General features: G+C 63.7%; 25 protein-coding genes and 1 tRNA gene. 13 read left to right on the top strand and 13 right to left on the bottom strand.

Annotated features, from left to right (window positions below):
- Position 1 precedes the first annotated feature (1 nt).
- Positions 2-1,039, top strand: a complete 1,038-nt coding sequence (locus tag ACVCNR_RS09740; RefSeq protein WP_447074601.1) for an esterase-like activity of phytase family protein — start codon at positions 2-4, stop codon at positions 1,037-1,039.
- 16 nt (positions 1,040-1,055) lie between these two features.
- Here the strand turns inward: ACVCNR_RS09740 and ACVCNR_RS09735 are convergent, their stop codons facing one another.
- The gene (locus tag ACVCNR_RS09735; RefSeq protein WP_447074600.1) at positions 1,056-2,225 is read right to left on the bottom strand and encodes an NAD(P)/FAD-dependent oxidoreductase; all 1,170 of its coding nucleotides are present in this window, start codon (positions 2,223-2,225) and stop codon (positions 1,056-1,058) included.
- A gap of 189 nt (positions 2,226-2,414) precedes the next feature.
- Here ACVCNR_RS09735 and ACVCNR_RS09730 point away from each other — a divergent pair, with 189 nt between their 5' ends.
- Complete coding sequence (locus ACVCNR_RS09730) at positions 2,415-3,293, top strand: HpcH/HpaI aldolase/citrate lyase family protein (protein WP_447074599.1); 879 nt, start codon at positions 2,415-2,417, stop codon at positions 3,291-3,293.
- Positions 3,294-3,348: 55 nt separating this feature from the next.
- Positions 3,349-3,558: a DUF1737 domain-containing protein gene (locus ACVCNR_RS09725; RefSeq protein ID WP_354193214.1), complete on the top strand. Its 210-nt coding sequence runs from the start codon at positions 3,349-3,351 to the stop codon at positions 3,556-3,558.
- A 21-nt stretch (positions 3,559-3,579) separates the two neighbouring features.
- Here the strand turns inward: ACVCNR_RS09725 and ACVCNR_RS09720 are convergent, their stop codons facing one another.
- Positions 3,580-4,002 carry a metallopeptidase family protein gene (locus ACVCNR_RS09720; RefSeq protein ID WP_354193215.1) on the bottom strand — a complete coding sequence of 141 codons (423 nt, stop codon included), beginning with the start codon at positions 4,000-4,002 and terminating at the stop codon, positions 3,580-3,582.
- Positions 4,003-4,174: 172 nt separating this feature from the next.
- Here ACVCNR_RS09720 and ACVCNR_RS09715 point away from each other — a divergent pair, with 172 nt between their 5' ends.
- The 4 genes from ACVCNR_RS09715 to ACVCNR_RS09700 all read left to right on the top strand — a co-directional run bounded on the left by ACVCNR_RS09715 (position 4,175) and on the right by ACVCNR_RS09700 (position 11,108).
- Positions 4,175-5,140 carry an ImuA family protein gene (locus tag ACVCNR_RS09715; RefSeq protein WP_447074598.1) on the top strand — a complete coding sequence of 322 codons (966 nt, stop codon included), beginning with the start codon at positions 4,175-4,177 and terminating at the stop codon, positions 5,138-5,140.
- Complete coding sequence (locus tag ACVCNR_RS09710) at positions 5,082-6,554, top strand: Y-family DNA polymerase (protein ID WP_447074597.1); 1,473 nt, start codon at positions 5,082-5,084, stop codon at positions 6,552-6,554. The genes ACVCNR_RS09715 and ACVCNR_RS09710 overlap by 59 nt, the downstream gene beginning before the upstream one ends.
- Positions 6,551-9,922, top strand: a complete 3,372-nt coding sequence (locus ACVCNR_RS09705; protein WP_447074596.1) for an error-prone DNA polymerase — start codon at positions 6,551-6,553, stop codon at positions 9,920-9,922. Before ACVCNR_RS09710 ends, ACVCNR_RS09705 begins: the two co-directional genes overlap by 4 nt.
- Positions 9,923-10,169: 247 nt before the next feature.
- A complete protein-coding gene (locus ACVCNR_RS09700; protein WP_447074595.1) occupies positions 10,170-11,108 on the top strand; it encodes a transposase in 939 nt (312 codons plus the stop codon).
- A gap of 161 nt (positions 11,109-11,269) precedes the next feature.
- Here the strand turns inward: ACVCNR_RS09700 and ACVCNR_RS09695 are convergent, their stop codons facing one another.
- From ACVCNR_RS09695 to ACVCNR_RS09680, 4 genes are all read right to left on the bottom strand, one after another.
- Complete coding sequence (locus ACVCNR_RS09695) at positions 11,270-11,476, bottom strand: Trm112 family protein (protein WP_354193548.1); 207 nt, start codon at positions 11,474-11,476, stop codon at positions 11,270-11,272.
- A gap of 119 nt (positions 11,477-11,595) precedes the next feature.
- Positions 11,596-12,270, bottom strand: coding sequence for an LON peptidase substrate-binding domain-containing protein (locus ACVCNR_RS09690; protein ID WP_354193220.1), 675 nt, complete (start codon positions 12,268-12,270; stop codon positions 11,596-11,598).
- A gap of 80 nt (positions 12,271-12,350) precedes the next feature.
- Positions 12,351-13,316 carry a thioredoxin gene (trxA, locus tag ACVCNR_RS09685; protein WP_447074593.1) on the bottom strand — a complete coding sequence of 322 codons (966 nt, stop codon included), beginning with the start codon at positions 13,314-13,316 and terminating at the stop codon, positions 12,351-12,353.
- Positions 13,317-13,403: 87 nt separating this feature from the next.
- Positions 13,404-13,901: a prolyl-tRNA synthetase associated domain-containing protein gene (locus ACVCNR_RS09680; protein ID WP_447074592.1), complete on the bottom strand. Its 498-nt coding sequence runs from the start codon at positions 13,899-13,901 to the stop codon at positions 13,404-13,406.
- Between the two features lie 378 nt (positions 13,902-14,279).
- Between ACVCNR_RS09680 and ACVCNR_RS09675 the strand changes: the two genes are divergently transcribed.
- Positions 14,280-14,354: transfer RNA gene (locus ACVCNR_RS09675), tRNA-Gly, on the top strand.
- 326 nt (positions 14,355-14,680) lie between these two features.
- Entirely contained in the window at positions 14,681-16,336 is a 1,656-nt protein-coding gene (locus ACVCNR_RS09670; RefSeq protein WP_447074590.1) for a DUF6119 family protein, read from the top strand.
- 53 nt (positions 16,337-16,389) lie between these two features.
- Here ACVCNR_RS09670 and ACVCNR_RS09665 read toward each other — a convergent pair whose 3' ends face one another.
- Positions 16,390-16,596, bottom strand: a complete 207-nt coding sequence (locus ACVCNR_RS09665) for a helix-turn-helix domain-containing protein (protein WP_447075671.1) — start codon at positions 16,594-16,596, stop codon at positions 16,390-16,392.
- Between the two features lie 141 nt (positions 16,597-16,737).
- On the opposite strand from ACVCNR_RS09665, the gene ACVCNR_RS09660 reads away from it, so the two are divergent.
- Together ACVCNR_RS09660 and ACVCNR_RS09655 are read left to right on the top strand one after the other, a co-directional pair.
- Complete coding sequence (locus ACVCNR_RS09660; protein ID WP_447074588.1) at positions 16,738-17,469, top strand: hypothetical protein; 732 nt, start codon at positions 16,738-16,740, stop codon at positions 17,467-17,469.
- Between the two features lie 73 nt (positions 17,470-17,542).
- On the top strand, positions 17,543-18,106 hold the full coding sequence (locus ACVCNR_RS09655; RefSeq protein WP_447074586.1) for a hypothetical protein: 564 nt from the start codon (positions 17,543-17,545) through the stop codon (positions 18,104-18,106).
- 203 nt (positions 18,107-18,309) lie between these two features.
- On the opposite strand, the gene ACVCNR_RS09650 is transcribed toward ACVCNR_RS09655, so the two are convergent.
- From ACVCNR_RS09650 to ACVCNR_RS09625, 6 genes are all read right to left on the bottom strand, one after another.
- Positions 18,310-18,474, bottom strand: a complete 165-nt coding sequence (locus ACVCNR_RS09650) for a hypothetical protein (protein WP_447074585.1) — start codon at positions 18,472-18,474, stop codon at positions 18,310-18,312.
- A 245-nt stretch (positions 18,475-18,719) separates the two neighbouring features.
- Positions 18,720-19,958, bottom strand: coding sequence for a tyrosine-type recombinase/integrase (locus tag ACVCNR_RS09645; protein WP_447074583.1), 1,239 nt, complete (start codon positions 19,956-19,958; stop codon positions 18,720-18,722).
- A gap of 414 nt (positions 19,959-20,372) precedes the next feature.
- Positions 20,373-22,754: a bifunctional DNA primase/polymerase gene (locus ACVCNR_RS09640; RefSeq protein WP_447074582.1), complete on the bottom strand. Its 2,382-nt coding sequence runs from the start codon at positions 22,752-22,754 to the stop codon at positions 20,373-20,375.
- 126 nt (positions 22,755-22,880) lie between these two features.
- The gene (locus ACVCNR_RS09635; protein WP_447074581.1) at positions 22,881-23,123 is read right to left on the bottom strand and encodes a hypothetical protein; all 243 of its coding nucleotides are present in this window, start codon (positions 23,121-23,123) and stop codon (positions 22,881-22,883) included.
- A gap of 82 nt (positions 23,124-23,205) precedes the next feature.
- Entirely contained in the window at positions 23,206-23,406 is a 201-nt protein-coding gene (locus ACVCNR_RS09630) for a hypothetical protein (protein WP_447074580.1), read from the bottom strand.
- Between the two features lie 111 nt (positions 23,407-23,517).
- On the bottom strand, positions 23,518-24,252 hold the full coding sequence (locus ACVCNR_RS09625) for a hypothetical protein (protein WP_447074579.1): 735 nt from the start codon (positions 24,250-24,252) through the stop codon (positions 23,518-23,520).
- An 89-nt stretch (positions 24,253-24,341) separates the two neighbouring features.
- On the opposite strand from ACVCNR_RS09625, the gene ACVCNR_RS24845 reads away from it, so the two are divergent.
- The gene (locus ACVCNR_RS24845) at positions 24,342-24,590 is read left to right on the top strand and encodes a hypothetical protein (RefSeq protein ID WP_514373492.1); all 249 of its coding nucleotides are present in this window, start codon (positions 24,342-24,344) and stop codon (positions 24,588-24,590) included.
- A 468-nt stretch (positions 24,591-25,058) separates the two neighbouring features.
- The gene (locus tag ACVCNR_RS09620) at positions 25,059-25,289 is read left to right on the top strand and encodes a hypothetical protein (protein ID WP_447074578.1); all 231 of its coding nucleotides are present in this window, start codon (positions 25,059-25,061) and stop codon (positions 25,287-25,289) included.
- Positions 25,290-25,291 lie beyond the last annotated feature (2 nt).

Genomic DNA, 25,291 nt, shown 5'->3' with positions numbered 1-25,291 from the left:
GATGCCCCCTCGCCCGGCGTCCGCTGCGTCGTTGTGCCTCCTGTGTGGACTGGTCCTCGCCATTGTGCTTGCGGCGGGCGCGCCGGCCCCGGTACTGGCCGATCCCGCTCCGATGCAGGCGGTCGAGGTTTCCTCCCGGCCGATCTCCCGCTTCCATATCGGCCGTGACGAGAGCCGCTTCGGCCCGCTGGAATTCGTCGGCGGGCTGGAGATGACGTCGCCGGCCCGTGCCTTCGGCGGCATCTCCTCGATGCGCTTCCTTTCGCCCGGCCGCGACCTCATGGCGGTGACCGACACCGGCATGTGGCTGTTCGGCAGGATCGCGCGCGACGCGGACGGCAGGCCGGCCGGGCTCGAACAGGTGCGCATGCAGCACATGGCCGACGCGACCGGCTCTGCGATCCTCGACAAATGGGAAGCGGACGCCGAGGGGCTTGCGGTGCGCGACGGCGAGGCGGTCGTCGGGTTCGAGCGCCGCCATCGCCTCAGCCGCTTCCGCATCGAGCCGGAGGGCATGCAGGCAGCGACCGGCACTGTCGACTTTCTCGTGCCCGCCCATGAGTTGCGCCAGAACCGCGGCTTCGAGACCCTCGCCTATGCGCCGGCTTCGGGTCCGCTGAAGGGAGCGCTGGTGGCGGTCACCGAAAAGAGCCTCGACAGGCAGGGCAACATCTTCGCCGCCGTGACCGATGGGCCGAGGAAAGGCATCTTCACCGTTCGTCGCCACGAAGGCTTCGACATCACCGACGGCGCTTTCCTGCCGGATGGCGACCTGCTTCTCCTGGAGCGCAGCTATACGATCATGAGCGGCGTGGGCATGCGGCTGCGGCGCATTGCCGGCGACAGCATCGGCAAGGGCGCGCTGGTCGACGGGCCGGTGCTGCTGCAGGCCGACATGGCCTACCAGATCGACAATATGGAAGCGCTCGACGTGTGGCGGCGCGGCGACGGCGCCACCATGGTGTCGATGATGTCGGACGACAACACGTCGATCCTGCAGCGCAATCTCTATCTTGAGTTCGTGCTGCACGAAGACTGACCGACGCCGGGCTGGCTCAGATGACGTTGAGTTCGCGGAACGGGCGGCCTTCGGCGATGCGCCGGTAGGAGAACACCGAGCAGTCGAGCGTGCGGTATGCGCCATGCACGATCAGCTCGGCCAGCGCCTTGCCGACGGCGGGCGCCTGTTGCAGGCCGTGGCCGGAAAAGCCGTTGGCGAAGATGAAATTCGCCACCTGCGGATGCGGGCCGATCACCGCGTTCTGGTCGAGCACGTTGTAATCGTAGTGGCCGACCCAGGCGCGCGTCATCTTGATCGCCTCGAAGGCGGGGATGCGGGTGGCCAGCACCGGCCAGATCTCGTTCTCGAACAGGCCCCAGTCGGGCTCGAAATCGGCGGGGTCGGCGGCCTGCTCGCCCGCTTCGTCCTCGGCGCCGCCGGTGATGTAGACCGAGCCTTCCGGCCGCACATAGATGCCGGAAGGGTCGACCAGCAGCGGCATGTCGCCATAGCGCTCGCGCGCCTCGAACACGAAGACGTTGCGCTTGCGCGGTTCCACCGGCAGCTCGATGCCGGCGAGCGCCGCGACCTTGCCGGCATTCGGCCCGGCGGCGTTGACGACAATGCCGGCCTCCAGCCTTTCGCCGGTGTCGAGGGTCACCGAGGTAACCTCGTCGCCCTGCCGTTCGATGGCCGCGACCGAGGCGGTGACGAAATCCACCTTCATGCCGCGCAGCGCCTTGCGGAACAGGGAGAGATAGGCGTGGGCGTCGAACCAGCCCTCGCCGCTGACCCCGTAAGCGCCGGCGGCGATGCCCTCGCTGGACAGCCACGGGAAGCGCCTCATCAGGGCTTCGGCATCCTCCAGCGCGATGTCGGCCCCTTCGGCCAGTTGCACATCGTGATTGGACTTGAGCACCGGCAGCCCCTCCTCCGAGGCGAGGATCAGATAGCCGCCCTCGCGGAAGCCGATGTCGGCCTCGTCGCCGAACTCCTCCTTCAGCCGGCGGAACAGGTCGAGCGTGAAGCGCGACAGGCGGATGTTCTCGGCGATCGAGAATTGCTGGCGGATCGAGGCGGCCGACAGCGTCGTGGCGGAATGGGTGAATTGCGGGTCGCGCTCGATAAGCGCGATCGGTCCCGCAAAACCTTCCTTGCGCAGATAATAGGCGAGCGAGGCGCCCATGATCGCGCCGCCGATGATGATGACGTCGTATTTCGCCATGATGCGATTCCCGATTTGCCTTTGCCGATCAATGCAGCTTTGGTCGCCTGGAGCGGCATTCTCCGGAACGCCGCTGCTTCAGCCTGTTTATCTGCCGCATTTGTGCAACGCCAGACGATTCCGTCAGGCTGCAAAATGCTCTTGCCGCAAGCTCTTGCAAGGGCCAGCGCGGCCGGGCAAGAAGACCAGATGACCGAGATGCAAAACCGCCCCCGCCGTTCCGTGCTGTATGTGCCTGCCGTCAACGACAAGGCGCTGGCCAAGATCGGGCGGCTGCCCTGCGATGCCGTCATCGTGGATCTGGAAGATTCGGTTTCGCCGGACCAGAAGGCGGTGGCGCGGCGGAAGCTGTCCGGCATCTTCGCCGCCCGTCCGCAGCGCACCGAGATGGTGGTGCGCATCAATGCCCTGTCGAGCGAATGGGGCGCCGACGACCTCGCCGCGGTGATTGCCTGCAAGCCGGACGCCATCCTGCTGCCCAAGGTGGATACGGCGCGCGACGTGCTGGAAGCGAATGACCGGCTGGACGAGGCCGATGAGGACGCCGCCATTGGCCTGTGGGCGATGATCGAGACGCCGAGGGCGCTGGTGAACAGCGGCGCGATCGCCGAGCTTGGGCGCGATCCCGCCTCGCGGCTTTCCTGCTTCGTGATCGGAACGAACGATATCGCCAAGGAAACCGGCGTGGCGCTTACGCCTGACCGGCGCTATGTCACGCCATGGCTGATGCAGATATTGCTGGCCGCACGCGCCGGCGGGCTCGACATGCTCGACGGCGTCTACAACGACTTCCGCGATGCCGACGGTTTTGCCCGTGAGTGCTCGGAAGCGGCGAATATGGGGTTCGACGGCAAGACGCTGATCCACCCGGCCCAGATCGAGGCGGCCAATGCGGCCTTCGCGCCGTCCGAAGCGGCGCTCGCCGCGGCGCGCGCCATAAGGGAAGCGTTCGCCCGGCCGGAAAACCGGGACAAGGGGGTCATAGCCCTGAACGGGCGCATGGTCGAGCGCCTGCATCTGGCGCAGGCCGAAAAACTTCTGGCGAAAGCGGCTGCCATCGGGGCATGATCTTCGCCCACGATCCCGCCTATGTTCTCCGGCGACGCCACCACAGGACGAACCCATGCGACTCTACCGTTTCCTCACCGCCGTCGACGACGCCAGCTTCTGCCACAAGGTGACGGCGGCGCTGAACAAGGGCTGGCATCTCTACGGCTCGCCGACCTATGCCTATGACGCCGGGCAGCAGACCATGCGCTGCGGCCAGGCCGTGGTGAAGGATATCGAGGGCCAGGACTATGTGGCGGGCGAGACGAAATTGAGCGACTGGTAGGAAAAAAGCGAGCGATACGCCCTATTCGGCCGCCGCCTCGATGCGCTCCATGTCGTCGTCGGAAAGGCCGAAATGGTGGCCGATCTCGTGGATCAGCACATGGGTGATGATGTCGCCCAGCGTCTCCTCGTTCTCGGCCCAGTAGTCGAGGATGGCGCGGCGGTAGAGGGTGATGCGGTTGGGCCCTTCGCCCGTGGCCGGGTTCCAGCGCTCGGCGATGCCACGCCCCTCGAACAGGCCGAGCAGGTCGAAAGGCGTTTCCAGCGCCAGGTCGTCCATGATCTCGTCGGTGGGGAATTCGGCCACCTGGATGACGATCTCACCGGTCAGGGTACGGAATTCGTCCGGCAGATGCGCATAGGCCTCCAGCGCCAGCAGCTCCAGTTCCTCCAGTGAGGGCGAGAGTTCGCCGTGCCAAGTGCGGGTCTTGTAGATGCGGGCCATGCTTCGTCCTTCTTTCCCGCGGCATATAGGCTTTTGCGCGGGACTCGGCAAACGCTGATGCGTGCCGGCAAAGAAGGGGAGGAATAAATTCTCCTCAGGCGCCGCTTGACTCTTCCGCGCAGCTCTGGAATCCATAAGAACATAACAGGAACAAATAAGGAGATCGACCGTCATGGCGAGCCGCGCCGTGGCGCGGGAGGCTGTTTTTGCCCTGCGCCGGGAAATCGCGAGGATCGAAGGAACGCTGCCGCAACGCCTTGAAGGCCAGGTAGGAGAAGCCGAGGCTGCCCGGCAGGGTGCGCGCCTGCGCCTCGGCATCGATGGTTTCGACGCTCTGCTCGGCGGCGGGCTGATGCGCGCGGCACTGACCGAGATCCATGGCTGCGAGACGCGCGATGCCGGCGCGGTTGCGGGCTTCACGCTGGCCTTGGTGGCCCGGTTGCTGCGGGAGGTCCCGGAACCGGGGCTGGTGTTGTGGGCGGGCACGGTGGAGGTGTTCCGCGAAGCCGGCTTGCCGCATGCCGCGGGCCAGCACGCGCTGTTCGGCCTTGCGCCGGAGCGGCTTGTGCTGGCGCAGGTGCCCAGGCTCGCCGATGCGCTGTGGGTGGCGGAGGAGGCGATCCCGCTGCAAAGGCTGGCGGCCGTGGTGGTGGAGGCGCGCGGAAACCCGGAAAAACTCGATCTGACCGCGACGCGCCGCCTGCACCGCCGGGCGCAGGCGGCCGGCCGGCCGGTGCTGCTCCTGCGCCAGGCGGCCCAGCCCGATGCCACCGCCGCCCCGGTGCGCCTCGTCGTTGCGCCGGCCGCGTCCGGGCAGCGCAGCACCCTTGCCGGTCCGCTCGACGGCTCGATCGGACGGCCCGCCTTCACCGTCTCGGTCGACAAATGTCCGGCCGCCTTGCCCGGCCTGTTCACACTGGAGTGGAATTCCGATGAGTGCCTGTTCACCGAAAGAGCAAAGTCGCAAAACCGGGCAGCGGATCCTGTCGCTGTGGTTTCCCTATCTGGCTGCCGAGCGGGTCCTGCGCCGGCGGCTGGGCAGGTCGTGGCGTTCCGCAGGCAAGGCGCACCCGCCGCTGGTGCTGAGCATACACCAGAACAACACGACGCAGGTCGCGGCCCTCGACGCGCGGGCTGAGGCGCTCGGCCTGAAGCGCGGCATGGGGCTGGCCGAAGCGCGCGCCATGCACCCCTCCATCGCTGTGGCCGAGGCCGACCGGCAGGGCGAGCGCCGCCTTCTGGAAGGACTTGCCGACTGGTGCGACCGCTACACGCCGCTGGTGGCGCTGGACGGCGAGGACGGGCTGTTCCTCGACGTGACCGGCTGCACGTCGCTGTTCGGCGGCGAAAAAGCGATGCTGGACGGCATGCTGGCCCGGTTTTTCGAACAGGGGTTCGAAGTCCGCGCCGGCCTTGCCTCCACGGCGGGGGCCGCATGGGCGGCGGCGCGTTTTTTTGGCCGGCTCGTGGCTGCGCCGGGACAGGAAGGGGAAGTGCTGGCGCCGCTGCCGCCGCAGGCGCTGCGTCTCGAAAGCCCGGTCTGCACGGGGCTCGACAGCGTGGGCCTGCGCAGCGTGGCCGACATCATGACGGCTCCGCGCGCCCCGCTCGCCCGCCGCTTCGGCCGGGCGCTGCTGATGCGCCTCGACCAGGCGCTCGGCCGCATCGACGAGGCGGTGTCGCCGCGCCTGCCGGTGGCGTCGCTATCGGTGGAGCGGCAACTGGCCGAGCCGGTCGTGCTCACCGAGGATGTCGAGCGGCTGGCCCAGATGCTGGCCGAGGCGCTGAAGCGCGATCTGGAACGGCGCGGCGAAGGGGCGCGGCGACTCGGCCTTTCCCTGTTCAGGGTCGACGGCGCCGTCAGCCGCATCGCCGTTTCCACCTCCCTGCCGCTGCGCGATCCCGGCAAGATCCGCAACCTGTTCCGCGAGAAGCTCGCCGCCATCGCCGATGATTTCGACGCCGGCTACGGTTTCGATCTGGTGCGTCTGGCCGCCTTCGCGACCGCGCCCTTCGACATGCGCCAGACCGACCTTGCCGGCGAGGCGAGCACCGCACAGGACGATCTGGCGCTGTTCGCGGACCGGGTGCGGGCCCGGCTTGGGGCCGGTGCGGTGATGCGGCCGGTGGCGGTCGAAAGCCATCTGCCGGAGCGCGCGGTCACCCTGCGGCCGTTCACCGGGGAGGCCTGGCCGCCCGCTTCCGGGCGCGGGCGGCCGCTTGTGCCTGCGGCGCGGGTGGTGCCGTCTCACATGCCCGCGCGCCCGATCCGCCTGTTCGGCCAGCCGGAGCCGGTGGAAGTGCCGGCCACCGAAATGCCGGAAGGGCCGCCGCTGCGCTTCCGCTGGCGGCGGGCCGTGCACAAGGTGGTGCGCGCCGAGGGGCCGGAGCGCATCGCGTCCGAATGGTGGCATGGCGCCGCGGATACGCCGACCCGCGATTATTACCGCGTCGAGGACAGCGAAGGCCGTCGCTACTGGCTGTTCCGGCAAGGGCTGCATGAGGCCGGCCAGCCGTCGCCGCGCTGGTTCCTGCACGGGCTTTTCGCATGAGCGCTTCTCCTGCCGGAAGCGGCCCGCCCGCCTATATCGAGTTCGGCGTGCAGTCGAATTTCTCGTTCCTGCGCGGTGCGTCGCGGCCGGAAGAGCTGGTCGCGACCGCCTGTGCGCTCGGCCATGCCGGCATGGGGCTGGCCGACCGCAACACGGTGGCGGGCGTGGTGCGGGCATGGAGCCAGTCCAAGGCGATCCGGTTTTCGACAAAAGACGAGCCCCGCACCCTGCCCTGTCATCCCGGCTGCCGGCTGGTCTTCGCCGACGGCACGCCGGACGTGCTCGCCTACCCGCAGGATCGCACGGGCTGGGGGCATCTGTGCCGGCTGCTGACGACAGGCAATCTGCGCGAGGAAAGCGAAAAGGGTGCGCCGCTGCTTTATCTCGACGACCTGATGGAATGGGGCGACAACATCTCGCTCGCCATCCTGCCCGATCCGCTTGCCCCCGATCCGCTTGGCAAAGAATCCGGCACGCTTCCCCTGCTCGCCCGGCTGAGGGACCGTTTCGGGGAAAATCTGTGGCTGGCCGTGGCGCCCGACTATCGCGGCAACGACCGCTTCCGGCTGGCGCAGGCCGCGGCTCTCGCCGATGCCGCCGGCCTGCCGCTGATGGCAACCAACGACGTGCTCTACCACACCGCAGAACGGCGGCCCTTGCAGGACGTGCTCACCGCGATCCGTCTCAAGACGACCGTGGCCGAGGCGGGCTTCGAGCTTGCCGCCAATGCCGAGCGCCATCTGAAACCGCCGGCCGAGATGGCGCGGCTGTTCAGGGCCTGTCCGCAGGCACTGGCCGAGACGCTGCGCTTTGCCGGCACGCTGTCCTTCTCGCTTTCCGAATTGAAGCACAACTATCCCGAGGAGACGACGGAGGCGGGCACGGACCCGCAGACGGAACTGGAAAGGCTGACATGGCAAGGCGCGCAAAAACGCTATCCGGACGGCATCCCTGAAAAGGTGAAGGAGCTGATCCGACATGAACTCGGCATTGTCGGCCTCAAGAAATACGCATCCTATTTTCTTACCGTCAACGACATCGTCCGCTTCGCCCGCGAGAAGGCCGACATCTTGTGCCAGGGGCGCGGTTCGGCCGCCAATTCGGTCATCTGCTACTGCCTCGGCATCACGGAAGTCGATCCCAATCTGACCGAGGTGCTGTTCGAACGCTTCGTCTCGACCGAGCGTGACGAGCCGCCCGACATCGACGTCGATTTCGAACATGAGCGGCGCGATGAGATCATGGCCTATATCTATGAGAAATACAGCGCCAGGCGCACAGCCCTCGCCGCCGCCGTGGTCAGCTATCGCGGCCGCTCGGCGCTGCGCGAGGTGGCCAAGGCCATGGGCCTGTCGCAGGATGTGCAGGGGGCGCTGTCCGGCTCGATCTGGGGCTGGTGGTCCTCCAGGCTTGGCGAGAAGGAGGCGAAGGCCGGCGGCCTCGACAAGACCGATCCTCTGGCCGGGCAGGTGATCGACCTTGCCAATGCGATCATGGGCTTTCCGCGCCATCTGTCGCAGCATGTCGGCGGCTTCGTCATCACCCGCGACCGGCTCGACGAGATCGTGCCCATCGTCAAGACGGCGATGGACGAGCGCAAGATGGTGGAGTGGGACAAGGACGATCTCGACGCCGTCGGCATCTTGAAGGTCGACGTGCTGGCGCTCGGCATGCTGACCTGCCTGAAGCGCGCCTTCAACCTGCTCGAGGACCATTACCGGGTGCGCGACCGCCATGGCCGGCCGATCACGCTGGCGACCATGCGCAAGGAAGACCCGCGCGTCTACGACATGATCTGCCGGGCCGATACGCTGGGCGTCTTTCAGGTTGAATCGCGCGCCCAGATGTCGATGCTGCCGCGCCTGAAGCCGCGCAAGTTCTACGACCTCGTCATCGAGGTGGCGATCGTACGCCCCGGCCCGATCCAGGGCGACATGGTGCACCCCTATCTGCGCCGGCGTGAAGGCAAGGAGAAGGTCGACTATCCGAGCGAGGAGTTGAAGAAGATCCTCGTCAGGACGCTGGGCGTGCCCCTTTTTCAAGAGCAGGCGATGAAGATCGCCATCGATGCCGGCGGCTTTACGCCGGGCGAGGCGGACCAGTTGCGGCGCGCCATGGCGACCTTCCGCCGCAACGGGACCATTGGCAATTACGAGAAACGCATGATCGACGGCATGGTGGCGAACAACTATCCGAAGGAATTCGCCGAGCGCTGCTTCAAGCAGATCGAGGGCTTCGGTGATTATGGCTTTCCCGAAAGCCATGCCGCCTCCTTCGCCCTGCTGGTCTATGCCTCCTGCTGGTTCAAGGCCTTTTATCCGGACGTCTTTTGCGTGGCGATCCTCAACTCCCAGCCCATGGGGTTCTACAAGCCGGCCCAGCTCATCCGCGATGCGGCCGAGCACGGTGTCGAAATCCGGCCCGTCGACATCAACGCTTCCGGCTGGGAGTGCACACTGGAAAAGGCCGCGTTCGATCCGGCCCGGCTTTCGGAACGCCATGTCGAAATGCGCCGCACCATCCGCACCATGCATGCGGTGCGCATGGGCTTCAACCAGATCAAGGGGCTTGGACAGGAGCGCATGGAAGCCTTCGTCGCCCGGCGCGGCGACGGCTATGTTTCGGTGCGTGACGTGTGGCTGCGTTCCGGGCTGGATACGGGCGAGATCGGCAAGCTGGCCGAGGCGGACGCCTTCCGCTCGATCGGCCTCGACCGGCGCGCAGCCCTGTGGGCGGTGCGGGCGCTCGATGCCAAGAGCGCGGTGGAAAGCCTGCCGCTGTTCGACCGGCCGGGCCTCGACCTGCCGGACCGGGAACCGGTCACCCGCCTTCCCGCCATGCGGCCGGGCGAGCAGGTGGTGCATGATTATCGCAGTCTCGGCCTGTCGCTGAAGGCTCATCCGGTCGGTTTCCTGCGGGCGCGGCTGGAGCGGGCGGGCGTGACGCCCAATGTGCGGCTGGGGGCCTTGCTGGATGGCGTGCGCGTCACCGTGGCCGGGCTGGTGCTGGTACGGCAGCGGCCGGGCAAGGGCAATGCCATCTTCCTGACGCTGGAGGACGAGGCGGCGATCGCCAACATCGTGGTGTGGCCGCGCATATTCGAGCGCCACCGCGCGGCGATCATGGGCGGGCGCTTCGTGCGCGTCAACGGCAAGCTGCAATCCGAAACGGGCGTCATCCATATCATCGCCGACCGGATCGAGGACCTCTCGTCATGGCTGGGGATCCTGCTCGACGAGGGGGTGGACGGCACATCCGCCCCGGATGGCGACAGCATGCGCCGCCCGGTGGAGCGTGCCGGCAGGAACCCGCAGGCGCTGGCCCGCAGCGCGCGTGACGTCATGCCCAAGGGCCGCAATTTCCAGTAAAGCATGTCGCCCGAAAGTGGGAACCGGTTTCGGGATTGTTTGATCGATATCGGGTAGGTTGAGCAGCGAGGCTGCGGGCCTGCAAACCCGCAGCCTCGGCGGCAGGCGACCGGTTCCGGGATCGGGCCGACACCCGACGTCATCAAGGTCTCTGCCGCCTTTGCACCCCCGCTTGGAGAGTTGATCGGGCCTCTGGCCCACCACCACGCCCGCAAACAATCCGAAGCCTGCAAAGGATAGCACCGTCATGACCTTCCTGCACCATGCGCCCGTCCGCTGCCTCGGTGTCGATGTCGCCAGGGACCGGCTGGCCGTCGATGACGGCATCACGGCTGCGACTGTCGCCAACAGCCGCGCAGCCATCCGCTCGCTGCTCAGGACCAGCCGCCCCGATCTCGTCGTGTGCGAACCGACGGGCGGCTACGAGTTGCTGCTCCTGGAAGAGTGCCTGAGGGCCGGCATCGCCTGCCACCGCGCCGACACGCTCAGGCTCAAGGCCTTCATCCGCTCCTTCGGAACGCTGGCCAAAAGCGACGCCATCGACGCCGCGCAGATGGCCGCCTATGGACGCGAGCGCTGGACGAAGCTGCCCTTGTGGCAGGCGCCCGACGCCGACGAGAAGCAGATGCAGGCCCTCGTGCGCCGAAGGGCCGACCTGGTCGCATTCAAGGTTGCCGAGCAGAACCGGTCACGGGCACCCGGTGCCAGGGCGATGGCCGCCTCGTTTCGGGCCATGCTCGCAACAATCACCCGGCAGATCGCGGCGCTCGAGCGGGCGATCGCCGCGCTGGTGGCGCAAAACGCGGGCCTGCGCCACCGCGTCGCCATCTGCACCGGCATGAACGGCATCGGCACGGTCAGCGCCGTGACGATCCTCGCCCTGATGCCCGAGCTCGGCCATCTCCAGCGCCGACAGGCCGCAGCGCTGGCCGGCACCGCGCCGCACCCCAACGAGAGCGGCACAGCAAGGGGCCGGCGACGCCAGCGCGGCGGCAGACCGCAGGTCAGGACCGCACTCTTCATGCCGGCCTTGCGCGCCGCTGCCGGACAAGGCGAGTTCGCCGCCTTCTACGCGCGCCTCATCGCCAACGGAAAACCACCGATCCTCGCAATCGCAGCGACCATGCGAAAGATCATCATAACCCTCAACGCAAGGCTCAGAGACAATCAAAACCATCAGAGTTGATGACGACATGCGTATAAACAAAAGCTTAAAGCACAAGGAGCGAATCTGAAAGATCGCGACGCGCTTTAGCAGGAAGAACCGGAAAGCCCCTGCCCGGGCGACGGAAACGTCCTGCTTCTGGCAGGATGCTCAAATCCGGAAGGTCGCCGCTCCTGAAACCTTCACGTTTCCTCGGACAGGGTGCGCGCTTCCGAAGGCAGCATGATGGGAATGCCGCCGCGGACCGGATAGGCCAGCCGCGCCAGCCGCGATACCAGCTCGCCGCGCTCCGGGTCCCAGCTCAGCGGCCCCTTGGTCAGCGGGCAGGCCAGCAGCTCCAGAAGCTTCGGGTCGACCTGCGGCTCCTTCTTGTCGCGCTCATCCGCCATATGCCTGCCTCGCATGCTCTCGCCCCACCATAACGCCTCCCCGGCGGAATGCGCAAAGCGCGCCGCGATCTTTCAGATTCGTTCCGGATGAAACCGGCTCCCGCCTTCGGGCGGCATGCTTACTGGAGGCTCGAGCCGAAATCATCATTGTCGCGGGCCAGCGCGATTTCGGTGATGGCGATCAGCGTTTCGGCGCGGGTGCGCAGGTCCGGCGCCTCGAGCAGCGCCTGCTTTTCCGCCGGCCCATAGGGCGCCATCATCGACAGGGCGTTGACCAGCATGGTGTCGTCGGCCCGGTTGACCCCCTCCCAGTCCGCCTGCAGGTCATTGGCCTGCAGATAGGCGCGGAAAACCTTCAGCAGGGCCGGACGGTCGATGCTGCCGGAGACGGCGCCGCTGTCGTCGAGATCGGCGAGGAACGGCGTGACCCGGCATTGGCGGAACGGGGTCTTGACCGCCAGTTCGTCGGCCAGCCGGAAACGGCACACGCCCTGCAGCGCGATCAGGTAGCGGCCGTCGCCGGTCTCGGTGAGCGAGGTGATGCGGCCGAAGCAGCCGACCTCGCACAGTTCCGGCTGGCCATCGTTGCGCTGGGCGCCGTCGAGGCTGGGCTGGATGAGGCCGATCAACCGGTCCGAGCCGATGGCGTGGTCTACCATCTGCAGGTAGCGCGGCTCGAAGATGTTGAGCGGCAGCCGGCTGCCCGGCAGGAGCAGGGCACCTTCCAGCGGAAACACCGCAACGGTGTGCGGAAGGTCCGCTTCGCGCCGGTAATGTGCGTTTCCTGCCTGCATTTCCTTGTCCGTCACAACAAGAAGCGGAGCGTCTTCGCGATTCGCAAAAAGCGGCATCGCTCCGCCATGTGCCGCCTCCCCTACGAGAACAGCAGCGAGGAGAGCTTGCGCCGGGCGGCGAGCGTGGCCTCGTCGGTCATGCCCCAGGCTTCGAAGAACTGCAGCAACTGGGCGCGCGCCCCGTCATCCTTCCAGGTCCGGTCGGCCTTGATGATGGCGAGCAGATTGTCGGCCGCCTCCATGCGCTCGCCCTTGGCATTCTGGATCATGGCGAGGTCGAAGCGGGCCTGATGGTCGCCCGGGTCCTGCTGGAGGCGCTTTTCCAGCTCGGCCGCATCGCCCAGCTCTGCCGCTTGCGCGGCCAGCGACAGTTTCGTGCGGATGGCGGCGATCTCCGGCGCGTCGCGCGTGTCCTCGGGAACGCCGTCCAGCACCGCCCCGGCGCCTTCGGCGTCGCCCGCCTCGAACAGGATATCTGCCAGGCCGGCGGCGGCCTCGGCCGAATCGGGCGCCTGTTGCAGGATGGCGCCGTAGATGTCGGCGGCGGTCTGCGCGTCGCCCTGGCCGCGCGCCTCGGCGGCTGCGGCAAGCGCCTCGGCGAGGGCCGCCTTGCCGTCGTCCTTGCCGCCGCCCAGCCGGGCGATGAATTCGTTGATCTGGCTTTCGGGAACCGCGCCCATGAAGCCGTCGACCGGCTGGCCGTCCTTGAAGGCGATGACCGCCGGAATGGACTGGATGCCGAGCTGGCCGGCGATGGCCGGATGCTCGTCGATGTTCATCTTGACCAGCTTGACGCGGCCGCCGGCGGCCAGCACCGCCTTTTCCAGAACCGGGCCGAGCTGCTTGCAGGGGCCGCACCACGGCGCCCAGAAATCGACCAGCACCGGCTGGTTGCGCGATTCCTGGATCACGTCGGCGCTGAAGGCGGCCGTCGTCGTGTCCTTGATGACATCGGCGGGGGCGCTGCCGGCAGGGGCCGGGTCGGTGCCGAACTGGACCGTCGTTGCATATTGGCTGCCCGAGCCGAACGGATTGCTGTCGCTCATTGTCTCATCCCAGAAATTGTTGTCGGAGCCGGAGCGGTTCCCGGCCCCCGGTTGCGTGCCCGAGCCGCATGGCCCTCAATGTGGCGATCAGGCAGCGACTTTCAAGATAACAGGCTCGTGTCCGGTTGCCTCGATGAATCTGAGCAGGTCGGCGGAGCGGATCGAACTGGTCGCCTCGTTGGTGAGGGGGTGGCCGTTGACGATGTCGTTTTCCATCAGCGCGGCGTCGAGCACCGTCTTTACCCGGCCCTGCGTGTCGTTGATGAGGCCGAACACGGTGACGGCGCCCGGCACGACGCCGAGCAGTTCCATCAGCATTTCCGGCTTGCCGAACGACACGCGGCTGGCGGCGCCGATCAGGTGGTGGATCTGCTTCAGGTCCACCTCGGCGTCCTCGTCCACGGTGACGAGGAAGAAATTGTCCTTCTTGTCCTTCAGGAACAGGTTCTTGGTGTGGGCGCCGGCAATGGTGCCGCGCAGCGCCTGCGAATCGGCGACAGTGAACAGCGGCGGATGGCGCGTGGTCGAAACCATAATGCCGAGATCGGCGAGAAAGGCGTAAAGCTCGTCTTCGGTTTTCGGCATTTTCGCTCCCTGCTGTCCGTGCCGGGCCGGTTTAGAGCATTTTTTCGGCAAGGGGAATCGCTTCGGGCATTTCGCCTTTTCTTCGAATCGCGAAACCGCTTCCCTCCCTGTTTCGTGCAATTGTGCGCGGCAACCCGCTTCGCACTCTTTAAGGGCTTTCGCGCCCACCGGCTGCCAGCCGCGCGGAGGGGCGTTGTGCGGGCCCTGCCCGATCCCGGCCTCGCCATCCGGCTTTTCGCTTCCTGCCGGCCGATTTTGCCCGGCCGATGCGGCTTCTTTCCGTCAGGTACAGAAAGCTTCAAAAAAGACGCGATTTCCCTGTTGCAATCGCCTCGGTCTTCGGCCATATAGGCGCGGCTTGCGGCGAGAGCCGCGCGAGCGGGTGTAGCTCAGGGGTAGAGCACAACCTTGCCAAGGTTGGGGTCGGGCGTTCGAATCGCCTCACCCGCTCCAAGTAACCTCACCGAAAAGCCGCGGAATTCCGCGGCTTTCGTGTTTTTAAGCAGGTTGAAGTCGCAGTCGCCCGAAACCTCCAAAATGGTCGCGGTTACCGCCCGGTCACCAATTCGCGGAATCGACGCAGCGTGAAATCGTGATGTCGATGGAATGCGTGGCGCATACGGTTGGGTTCACGAAATCAGCTCGGGAATGGCCCGTCAGCGTGGCCATTGACGAGTTCCTCGCACGGCCTTCTATCTAACCGCTTAGGTTTGGGTATTGATGTAGATTTGTCGTCTTTCGTGCCTTAGTGTGAGAAAAACATTGCCGGGGGGCGATGCATGGCAAAAGCAAAGACAGGTGCGCCTAGCACAATGACGCTTTCGGTGCGGCTGTTGCGCGCCGATAGAACAGTCGAACAAGCAATTAGAGATAAGAGCGAGGTGAACGAGGTCGTAACCACCTCTGGCCGTCTTTTTACAGCGCAATCTCCTGGTACAGCACCAGGTTGGCTAGGCATCGTGAATCAGTTTACGGCCGAAGGTAGCCTTAAGCTCGAGAACAAGAGCTGCGCCGCCATTTTGTTTTTGGAGGTCACGCCCGATGATAAGGGGGCAAAGCCTCGAATTTTTGCGCTCGCATTCGGTGGAGGGCATCACGCGCTGAATCCGGAGGCTTTTGTGCGGAATTTCGGATTGAAGGTCACACTCAATTCTGTTGCGCGTGATGCTCTGAAGAACTTAGACGTCGCGACACTTGACAGCACGACCATACAGAAACGCATTCAGGCGAGTCGAAAGGCCGACCTTCAAGGCTTCGGCATCGACATCCAGAACGATCTGTTGCGCCTCGCTGGCGGAGTTCCTACGGACGCGAGCTTTGCAAGTTCGCTCACCGGCAAGGACGCGCTCACACTTACTAGCAAACTTTCCGCGAGCGAGATCACAGATAAATGCAAGCTTGCCCTCAAGCTATTCGATGCCATTGACTACAAAAAGGATTATTCCTTCATCGATCAAATCATCCCCGTGCGGGACAAAGACCTTCGCGAAAAGCTTGACGATCTGGTCTTCGCCGAGGTGCAGGCCCTTATCAAAGGCCAGCCCTCCGATCTGCACATCACACTGCCCGAAATCATTGATCCGGAAGAGTCTCGCGACTTCGGGTATTTCGGTGCTGGATTTAACTCAGGCGCGAAAACGGCCTACGGTGAACTCGCTATCGAAGATTATATCCGAGAGCTTGTTGCGGGCAGGCCCGGCGATGTGGGCAGCATGGCCGAGTTGAAGGCCAGCCACGAGATTCGCGTGGTCGTGGATGGGCAGGGCGATAAGAAAAAGCACCGACGCCTCTATGACTGCTTCGTTTACGAGGCCGTTCACGAGAAGAAGAACTACGTTCTGTTCTCCGGAGAGTGGTACTGCATTGAGGATAAGTTTTTCGCCGACGTCGAAAAGGACTATCAAGCGCTTCTTGCCGCTCCTATTCGCGCGTCCACCGCTGCAACCAATGAGCAAGATCTGATCGCGGAACTCGACAAGGATGCAGATCTCCTCAACCTCGATAAGGTTAAAGCTTCACCGTCAGGTGCTGCCGGTGCAAACCTTGAGCCCTGCGATTTCTTGTCTCGGAACAAGGAATTCATTCACCTGAAGGATGGCCATGGTTCTGCGCCTATTAGCCACCTGTGGAGCCAGGGTGTTGTTTCGGCCGAGACGTTCGTGCGCGACGAGGTTTTCCGTAAATCGATGCGGGACGCGGCGATTAAGCGTCAAAAGAAAGCGGGCAAAAAGGGTTTCGAAGCCCTACTTCCAGACGGTCGCTCGAAGCCGGTCGCGACGGAATACAAGGTGGTCTACGGCATCATGCGTCACCCTTATCAGCGCACGAAGAAGCTTGGCTTGCCATTCTTTAGCAAAGTCAGTCTGCGCGCTGCCGCCAACCGCATCCAGCTAATGGGATACACTGTTGAGGTCCATCTCATCGAGAAGACGTAGGACAGGAGCGGACCACCCGTGAGTCAACCTTTCACTACCCTTTCAGTGACAGGTTAGCTGTCGTCATGCTCCGTCGCTTCAATGATTTTTCGCGGATCAATTCCAATCGCCCTGCTAACGGCGATAAACTCTGCGACGTCAAGCCGCCGCTCGCCGAGCTCGAATTTCGACACGAACGTCTGACGCTGCCCGAGACGCTTCCCAAGCTCCACCTGCGTGATGCCGGCGTCCTTGCGAGCCTGCACAAGCAGTTCAATCATTCGTTGATAGAGATCGGAGCGAAGTGAGGACAACGGAAACGCCAGTGCAAAGACCAGCGCTTCAATAAAACCCGAATTTTGAGTACCCCAAATTAGGGTATTTTGCGATGCTGCCCGCCGAAAAGCGATTCGGAGGGGTGGGTGAAGCACCAATACGTCGGGGACATCAGCGACTATCGCAAGTATGCGTTGCTGCGGGCGCTATCGGCCGGCGGCGGGAACCAGATTGGCGTGTGCTGGATGCTGACGCCGGACGATGGCGGCGCGGACGGCGGCAAACTCGCCTACCTCGGGCAGCCGGAACGCTTCCGCCATTTCGATCCCGCGCTATTCGATATCCTGGCTCATGCTGCCGCCGAGCCTGATCGCCGCCGGCTGCAAACGATTGAGGACAGTGGGGCGATTGCCGGCGCTCTCTATTATAACGAGACGCTGCCCGACGACGCAGTTGGCCGCGCCGCCTTCATGGTGCAGTGTACATCGCAGTTCCGCGACGCCGAACTGGTCTTCTTCGACCCCGACAACGGCTTGGAGGTATCGCTGCCGAAGGGCCGCAAGAACTCGTCCAAGTACCTGTACCTCGACGAGGTGGCGACGTTCTACGAGGCGCGCAAGTCGCTGCTCATTTACCAACACTTTCCCCGTGTCGAGCGGAAGGCGTTCTTGGCATCCTGCATCGGGCGGCTGCGCGGCGTCGCTCCCGGCTGCGCTATGTGGACGTTCACGACTTCCCATGTGGTGTTCCTGCTGCTCGTCCATCCCGAGAGCCCCGCAAGATTGGCGGTCGCCGCCATGGAAGCTTGTTCCCACCTCGATCCCGCGTTCGTGCGAGGCGAGTGCCTCGGCTGGCATCGCACCACGCTCGCCGTCTAGCCCAATATTGACGGCGGATTCCCGTCGTGTTTCCGTTTTCGCTTTTTTGTCCAATGGCTTGGGAGACAATCGAATGACCAAGAGACTGCTCACCGGAACCACGCTGCTGCTGCTGACGACGCTGACGCTCGCCGCTTGCAATTCCGTAGAGACGAAGACCTCGCTGGTGACGCCGGCCACGAACAGCGTCATGAGCGCCGGCCCCGGCGACGTGGTGATGAGCTTCCAGTCAAAGCGCGCTCTGCCCAACGCATTCGGCAAGGCCGACGTGTTCGGTCGCACGACGAACGCAGGCGGGACGTCGGTGCGCTATATTGGCAGCCGTGGTGGACAGGCAATCTTTGAGCGGACTGACGTTCAGGTGACGAGCGACGCCACGACTATGAGCGAGACGCCGCTTATCCTGCCAAGCACGACGCACACCAACATAGAGGGTACGGTGGGAAGATATTCCGTCTCGGGAACCGCAACCTCGACGTCCAGCCAGTTCATCCCCGCGCGGGGCTCGTCGCAATACGCCACGGCGTCACGCCCAATCCAGTTCAGCCTCGGCAAGGGACAGAGCGTTAAGATCTCGGGCAGGACGCTGCGCGTGGTCCGGGTCGGCTCGGCGTCGGTCGATTATCGTATAGAATGAAGCAGGACGGTGGCGCGGGCCGACGTATGACGTATTCGCCGGTAACCGTCGCAGGCCCACAGGGGTCCCCCGACACCGGCAACGGGTCCCATCGCGCGTGGGGGGAGTATCGAGCCATTTCGCCCGGAGACGGGCAGGCATAAACAAAGCGGGCGTCGGTGCTGCCGACGCCCGCGCTGTATGGGTTGCTGGCTAAGCTCGGCCTACCAGTCCTGATCGAGAGCGACGTGGTCGACGGATTCGCACTCGCCGAACTCCTCCAGCGCCCATTCTATCTCGTCAGCCGCAAGGTCCATCAACTCGGCGGCGCGTTCCAGCGGCAGCCATTCCTCGCTGCCGGTTCGCTTGTCCCTGACCATGATGTGCATGGCATTGCCTCCTGTCCAACAAGACAGGAAATCACGCTGGGAACCGGCACACAATTATCTGGGTAATATCAACGGGTTAGGCGATTCCTACATAGTGCATCCATGCCACATGCCGTTCCTGTGGCAGGGGAGGCCCACGGGACGCGCGCTGCTGCTGGCCGGCCTATACGGCCGGGAAGCTGTCCAGCGGTCACGGGCGTACGGTCGGTGGGGCGCGGCGTACTAGTGCCGTGCCCGGTGGCCACCTAGCTTCCGTAAGCTCGGTCCAGCGCCTCGATGGCCGCGCTGCCGTCGCGAACGGCCTGCGTGTAGTGCCCGAGCGTGACGGTCGGGTTGGCGTGGCCGGCGATCTGCGCCACCAAACCCACCTCGATCCCCTGCGCCTGCAAGGTCGATATGAAGGAGTGACGGGCGGAATGCGGCGTCACGTAGGGCAGCTTGAGGGCCTTGAAGATCGGTGCCCAATACCGCTTGCGGAAGTTCTGGTAGAGCAGCGGCCCACCACCGCCGATCCTCGGCTTCGGCCATTCTTGGAGGCGTCCCGGCCCCGGAAAGACGCGGTGCAGCTCCTTGCCCTTTCGTGGGCATCGGATGCGCCACGCCAGCAGCATCTCGCGCAGCACGGCGCTCATTGGGATGTCGCGGGTGCCGGCGTCCGTTTTCGTGACCTCGGTGAGCGAGCCGTCGCGCTCCTGTATACGGCGGATGCGGATCACGTTCCGGTCGAAGTCCACCTCGGACCAGAGCAGGCCCATCTGCTCGGAAGGCCGAGTGCCGGCGAGGAACGGGAACGCATAGTAGATGCCATGTTCCGCGTCCTCGCGCGCCGCCGCGATCAGCTTGGCGATGTGTTCGGGCGTGAGGATCGCCTTTTTCTGCTTATGCCGGTTGCGCGGAAGTCCGGTCGGCATCGACGGGGCTCGGATGCCGAAATCTTCCTCGGCGAGGGCCAAGATGGACTTGAGGTGGCTCTTTGCCCTGTTCGCGGTATAGGCCCCACACTGCTCCGTCACCGTCCTGTGCCATTGGCGAATCGTCGCGGTGTTCAGGTCCGGTAGCTTGATATGCCCGAGCATTTTGAGGAACCGAGCGTTCTTCGGGGCGACGCCCTTCTCAGTGTAGTCGGCGCGCTCCTGCTTGGTCCCGATCAGCAGCGGGCCACGGATCGCCCCGTTCGCGACGACCTTGTATCCCTTCAGCGTCGAGGGCTTGACGCTGCCTTCCTTGGTCGCAAGCCAGTGGTCGAGGGACTTGCTCACATCAGGAGCTTTCCGTTCGTCCACATAGCTGTTCTCGGCGACCTTGAGCAGCAGGGCATTCCGGAACGCCTCCGCATCCTTCTTGCGGTTGAAGGCGCGGCGGCGGCGCTTCCGGGTCAGCGGATCGCGATATTCGCAATAATATTGGAGCTTTGCGCTTATCGCCCCGCTCGTCAGCTTGCGACGGCGGGTCGTGGTGGTGATGGAGACGTTGAAATCATTCATGATGTCGCTCGTTTCAAGGAAAAAAGCGGCGAGGAAAACACGCGAGAGTGACCGGCACAAGTAATCGCCGGAGCGGTCAGAGAACCCGTGAAACGGCTCGAACTGTAACCAGGCGCGTAACCTCGACCATTGTTGAAGGGGCAAAGCCGCGAGACGACGCGGCCTCGGAAATCTCGGAATCCTCGCCCACCGAGGTTGAAATCGCCATTCCACGTCACGCGTCACGTCACGTCACGGGTATGGCGCGGGCAGCGGCGGCACAGCACCCAGCCCGTCACCCCGACCATCATTCCCAATCACTCCCGCATGAGGTGAGGTTTGGTTTCGATGTCGAAGCGCTTCCGCCATGCTGGTACTGGCCCGTGCCGGCCGGTGGCCTGCGCTGGGGTGTGACGTGACGTGACGCCGTGACGGTCAGTATGGGAGCTCCGGCTGATCCCATTCGGGGATCAGCGCCGCCGGAATCAGCGTCCCGAGGGAGCGCGTGTCCTCGGAGAAGCGCTTTTGTTTGGTGCCGGTCGCGCCGGGGAGCCGTCGCAGCGAATCGCCCCAGTTGCCGGCCTCCCACTGCGTTCCCCGGAATATCTCCCTGAGCGCGCGGTGCGAGTTGGCCACGATGATCCCTTTCCCGTCCCATTTAATGCCGAGCCGTTCGATTTCGGTCGTGAGGGATTTCAGGCTGTTGCCATCCCTGCGAACATCGCGCCCCGCTTCCGACAGCCTCTTGATCTGCCCCAGAACCTCCCCCACCAACTGGCCTTCCCGGCTGCCCTGTAGCGGATATTCGAGCAGGGCGTTCCAGCATTCCACGGCGTCGTCCTGATCGTGGGCTTCCGCGAGCTCGTCGATGAACGGCAGATGTTCCTGGATGAGCACCTCGGCGTTCGTCTCATCGATTTCGCGACCGTTCAACATGGTCCATGCCGCGCCGAGCAAGGTGGACATGTTCAGGGCATGGCGGCTGTCGCAGGGCGGGAAAACACGTTGCAGCGTTTTGATACTGGCTAGGATTTCCGCCGTGAGGTCCATGGCCCGGAGACACCAGCTTGCGCTGGCTCCCTCGAACTGCTGGCTCAGTTCGACAATCTGCCGTGCTCGCGCCTTGTCATTGTCGTGCTTGGTGAGGGCAAGATTCACGATGCGGGACCGATCGGCCGCCGTCACCGCCATCGCGTTGATCGCGGCTAGCAGAAAGCTCGCGCGGATGGTGAACTCCAGCGCCTTCCCCTCGGGTGTACCGCGCGCAATCGCGAGATTGCCCGATGACGAACTGCGGATCAGCTTGATGACCTGCCGCATCCGGCCAAGGTTTTGGTCGCTCTCGAACTCATCGAGCATGACGGGCCGACTGTCGGGACCGAGCTTCTGGCGGATGCCTGCCTCCGTGCTCTGGCCATCCAAGGCGACGACGATCTTTTCGAGCAGGTTGTGCATGGCGTTCACCAGCGTCGTCTTGCCGGTGTTCTTGGCACCCGTGATAAAAACATGGGTCCGCCATTCGAGTGCACCGCAAATCACGGCGGACGCCAACCAGCCGAACAGGAGGAATGCGGCGCTGGACGACGCAAAGTTGAACAACTGAAGGAACTTCAACACGACGGCCGGGTCCACCTGCTTGCCATTCGCGTCGATCTTCAACGGAATGGGGCAGATGTAAGCATAGCTGGCGCTGCGCGGGATCTCGCCGCCGAAGTTGCGGACGACCTGTCCGTTTTCGATATAGACGCCACGACCGCGAACGCTGCCCTCATCGAAGCCGCCTTTGGCGCGGCCCGCCGACATTAGTTCGATCCCGGCCGCCGTCGCACTGATGCCCTTGTCAGTGGAATAGTTCCGTGCCCAGAACTCGATGGGAGCCAGATTGAGCAATGTACCGAGGACGACGAGCCTCGTGCTGGTTTCCACGACGATAAGGTGGCGGGTCTGCTCGAAGAACACGAATCGGCCGTCCGGCAGATAGCCCAGGGGTATCGGTCCCAATTCGCCGGGCTCGTAGCCCCCACCGGATACCGCCCCCTTCCCGAGGTTCTTCTCCCGTGCGCTCTTCAACATTCCGAGTGTTTCGTCGGCTGTGTTTCCGCGATAGCCGGGCGGCAGGAGGCCGTTCAGGCAATGCGCCATCCATCCCAGATCGAGGTCGAGCATGGCGATGCCCGACGAAGTCAACGCCAACATCAGGTCGTGCGCCTTCAGGTCGGGACCGCCTTCCGCCATGGCGAGGGCGGACGGGTTCGAGCAGACCTTCGTCAAAAACTCGATACGCAGCTCATCCAGCATCGGTAGGGTGCATGGGTCGACTTCGTGGAGGGGCTTGCCGTGCCAGCGGTATCGCACACCGGACGGGTGCGCCGATGGCGGGATCACCGTCATTCCCGACGACACCATCAGCTCGGCCACCGGAGCTTTCGCGCCCTTCTGGCGGACCTTCTTGCTCTTGGTGCCGCCCGCAAACTGGCAGAAGATCGTGATGCCCTTCTGACCGATCTTGCCGGATACGGGATCGACCAGCCGGCAGAAGAATTCGGTGAAGCCAGGATGGTCACCGTCGAGGAAGCCGAACAGATTGCCGTTCGACAACGCGGTTCCCGCCAATAGTCCGATGCTGGCTTTCGAATACTTTTGCCTGAGCTTCTGGCGTTGGGTGGGTGCAAACGCTCGGTGCTTCGTCCAACCGGTGATGAGCGGTTTCTTGTCGCCAAGCACTATTGGCGTGGCGGCCAGCCCGATTTTCTCATAAAGTGTGTCGTGATGCTCGAAGATGTTTTCGCTGTCGGCAGCGGGTTCAATCTTGGACATGGTGTTACCTCGAATTTTGACAAGCCGATCCCATTCCGTGCCGAGGAACGGCAAGGCTGAGCGGCTCGAATTGTGGAGGGAAAGGCGCGGCCCGTAGCCGGGCCGCGTTGGATTTAAGTCAGCGGATTACAGTGGCTTTCGTTGTCCCACGGTAATCTTCAGAAAATGGCCGTCCGAGCCGGCGCACACGACTACCCAAGCCTCTGGACCGTAAATCGGAATTTCGTGATATCCGGCCTCCAACGGACTATGATGATAGGTCGGCAAGTAATCGGCCGGATTGCCATTGATCGGGGCGGTGTGGGACTTACGCATCATTCGACCGCCCTTGCGACGGGCGGGTGCTGATCTGCGGTGGTTATTGCTCATTGTGGTTTCCTTCGTTCGGCAAGCCGATCCCGTTCCGCACCAAGGGCACGGCTGGGCGGCTCTGATTTTTCGGTAGGTTTCGTTAGGCGGCGGACATCAGGTCGAGGATGTCGCGCAGCTTCACGTATTTGCGGCCATTCAGGATCGAATACGTCGGGATGATCCCGGACCGTGCCGCGCGTTGCACCTTGAAGTAGGGAATGCGCAGCGCTGCTGCGGCATCCCTGTAGGTGCGTAGCTGGTCGAGATCGTCGAACAGCGATGGCGATGTGTTGGCGTTCATTTTTCATCTCCTTTCTCCGGACTTCCGTGGCCCGGCGGAGACAAACAAATACTCACATGAACGCGCGGCGCTACAAGGCAGATTCCTACAGGCTAAGCCCCTAGGAAAAAATCAGGGCCGGGCGGTCGGCACTACAAGCTCGATTGGTGGCAAATCTTCGAATTCGATGGCCGCCAGCTCGCGCAAGGATGCCTCGCTCATGTTGTTCTGTTCCATCGGAGAGACGATGCGCCCGCGATCGTCGTCACGCACCAGCGTCTTGAACCAAGCCAGATCATATCCATCGGGGATTTCCTCGGCGTTCCCCTTTTCAATGAAATCCCAGATCGCCTTGGCGGCATTCGGCTCAGCCTGTTTCCGGCGTTGCTCTTGTTCGTCCATAAACCAGAGCAAGAGCCTGGCCAGAAAGATGCGTTGTGGTGTGCGATCTGTGGCCCGCGTGCCTTTCACGCGATTTCGATACGTTTCGAGATCGTCGCTGTCATCGAACACATGGGACGCGACGTATCCGTGACAGAACATCAGCTTCCCCCACTGCTGCACGAATTCCGGGGTCAGCTTTCGAGCCTTTAGCGCATTTTCGATAAACGGTATCAGCTTCAACCCGATGTCGAGATAATACTCGCGTTGGTCATTTTCCTCGCTGACATTGCGGTAGCGAATAAGACCCATGCTGATCCGATCAAGCTCCGCCGCTGGCCTGCTCTGAAAATCTACGTCGAGAGCCTGTTCCTTTGTCTCCAGCGGCATTTCGAGGACATAACGGGCGAGGCCAAAGTGCTCTTGCAGAATTTCCCACAAATCCGCCTCGTCGGCAGGAATTCGCAGCACATTGTCGTTATACATGGCTTCACCGGTTCAGGTCGCAAGACGTAGCGGCTTCTTTAGCAGGGAAGACCAGTGGGCCAAACTGGAAGCGGGAAGCAGGGGCAAAGATGGTCAAAGCAGTGACATGCGAGGTTTGGCGCGGAAACCGATGGGAGGAAATCGGCATCGCCGAAGCACTGCCAATCAAATCAGAGTATCTGATGCGCTGCTGCGAGTGTCATGGCCGTGTCTGGGCACACCGGAAAGGCAACAATGGTATGCGGGCACATTTCGAGCACAGCGCGGCCTATCACGGCTGTAGCCTGTCGACAGAATTCTCCGGCACACGGTCACTGCACCCGGATGCGGTCACCTAGCAGTAGCGGGCCCCTAAGCCCGGAACGCTACCTCCACGCGCGCGCCTGCGTGGCCGCGCCGCCACGGACGGTTGGGATACAGGTGATCGGTAACGTATGGATGCGACGGGCGTATTAGTGCTTCACGCCCTTCCTGCTCATAGCCCTGCAGACCACGAGCGCTATTGGGGCCCAAATCGGACAGGCTTCTGCCACGCTCACGGGCAAAGCGGCCAGCGTGTTCCTTTGTGGCGCTTCGAGACCCCCGAAGTGTATTCGGCGGCCCCTTCTCCTCGCCTATCTGGCCATGCCCGTTCCGGAGAACCGGTGTGGAGCTGCTTAGCCGCCATTCCGTTGATGCAGGGCTTGGAACGTTAGTCACATACTGTGAAGGTGCATGTGATGCATATTTAGACGAGTATTGCCACGATACTTATCATCAATTATGATCATTCCAGTGTCGCGGGGCGCGCAATACTGGAGCGAAAAATGGAAACGGCGGGCAAGAAGCGGGAGAAGTTCCGTGAGCTGGCGTCTAATAGGACTGACAAGGCGCTGGAAGCTATTGAGCGGATCGGGAATCTCTCTAACCGGCAACTCTATGAGTGGGAAGCTGGCGAGATTCGCAAGATCATCAAGGCGCTGCGAGACGAGGTGGCCAAAGTCGAAGCACGATTCGAAACCCCTAACACCCGGCGGCGCGACCGCTTCAGCCTTTGAGG

It is taken from the genome of Aquamicrobium terrae (assembly GCF_052978165.1).
The sequence above is the reverse complement of the archived record's forward strand: the minus strand, read 5'-3'. Positions and strand labels throughout refer to the sequence as shown.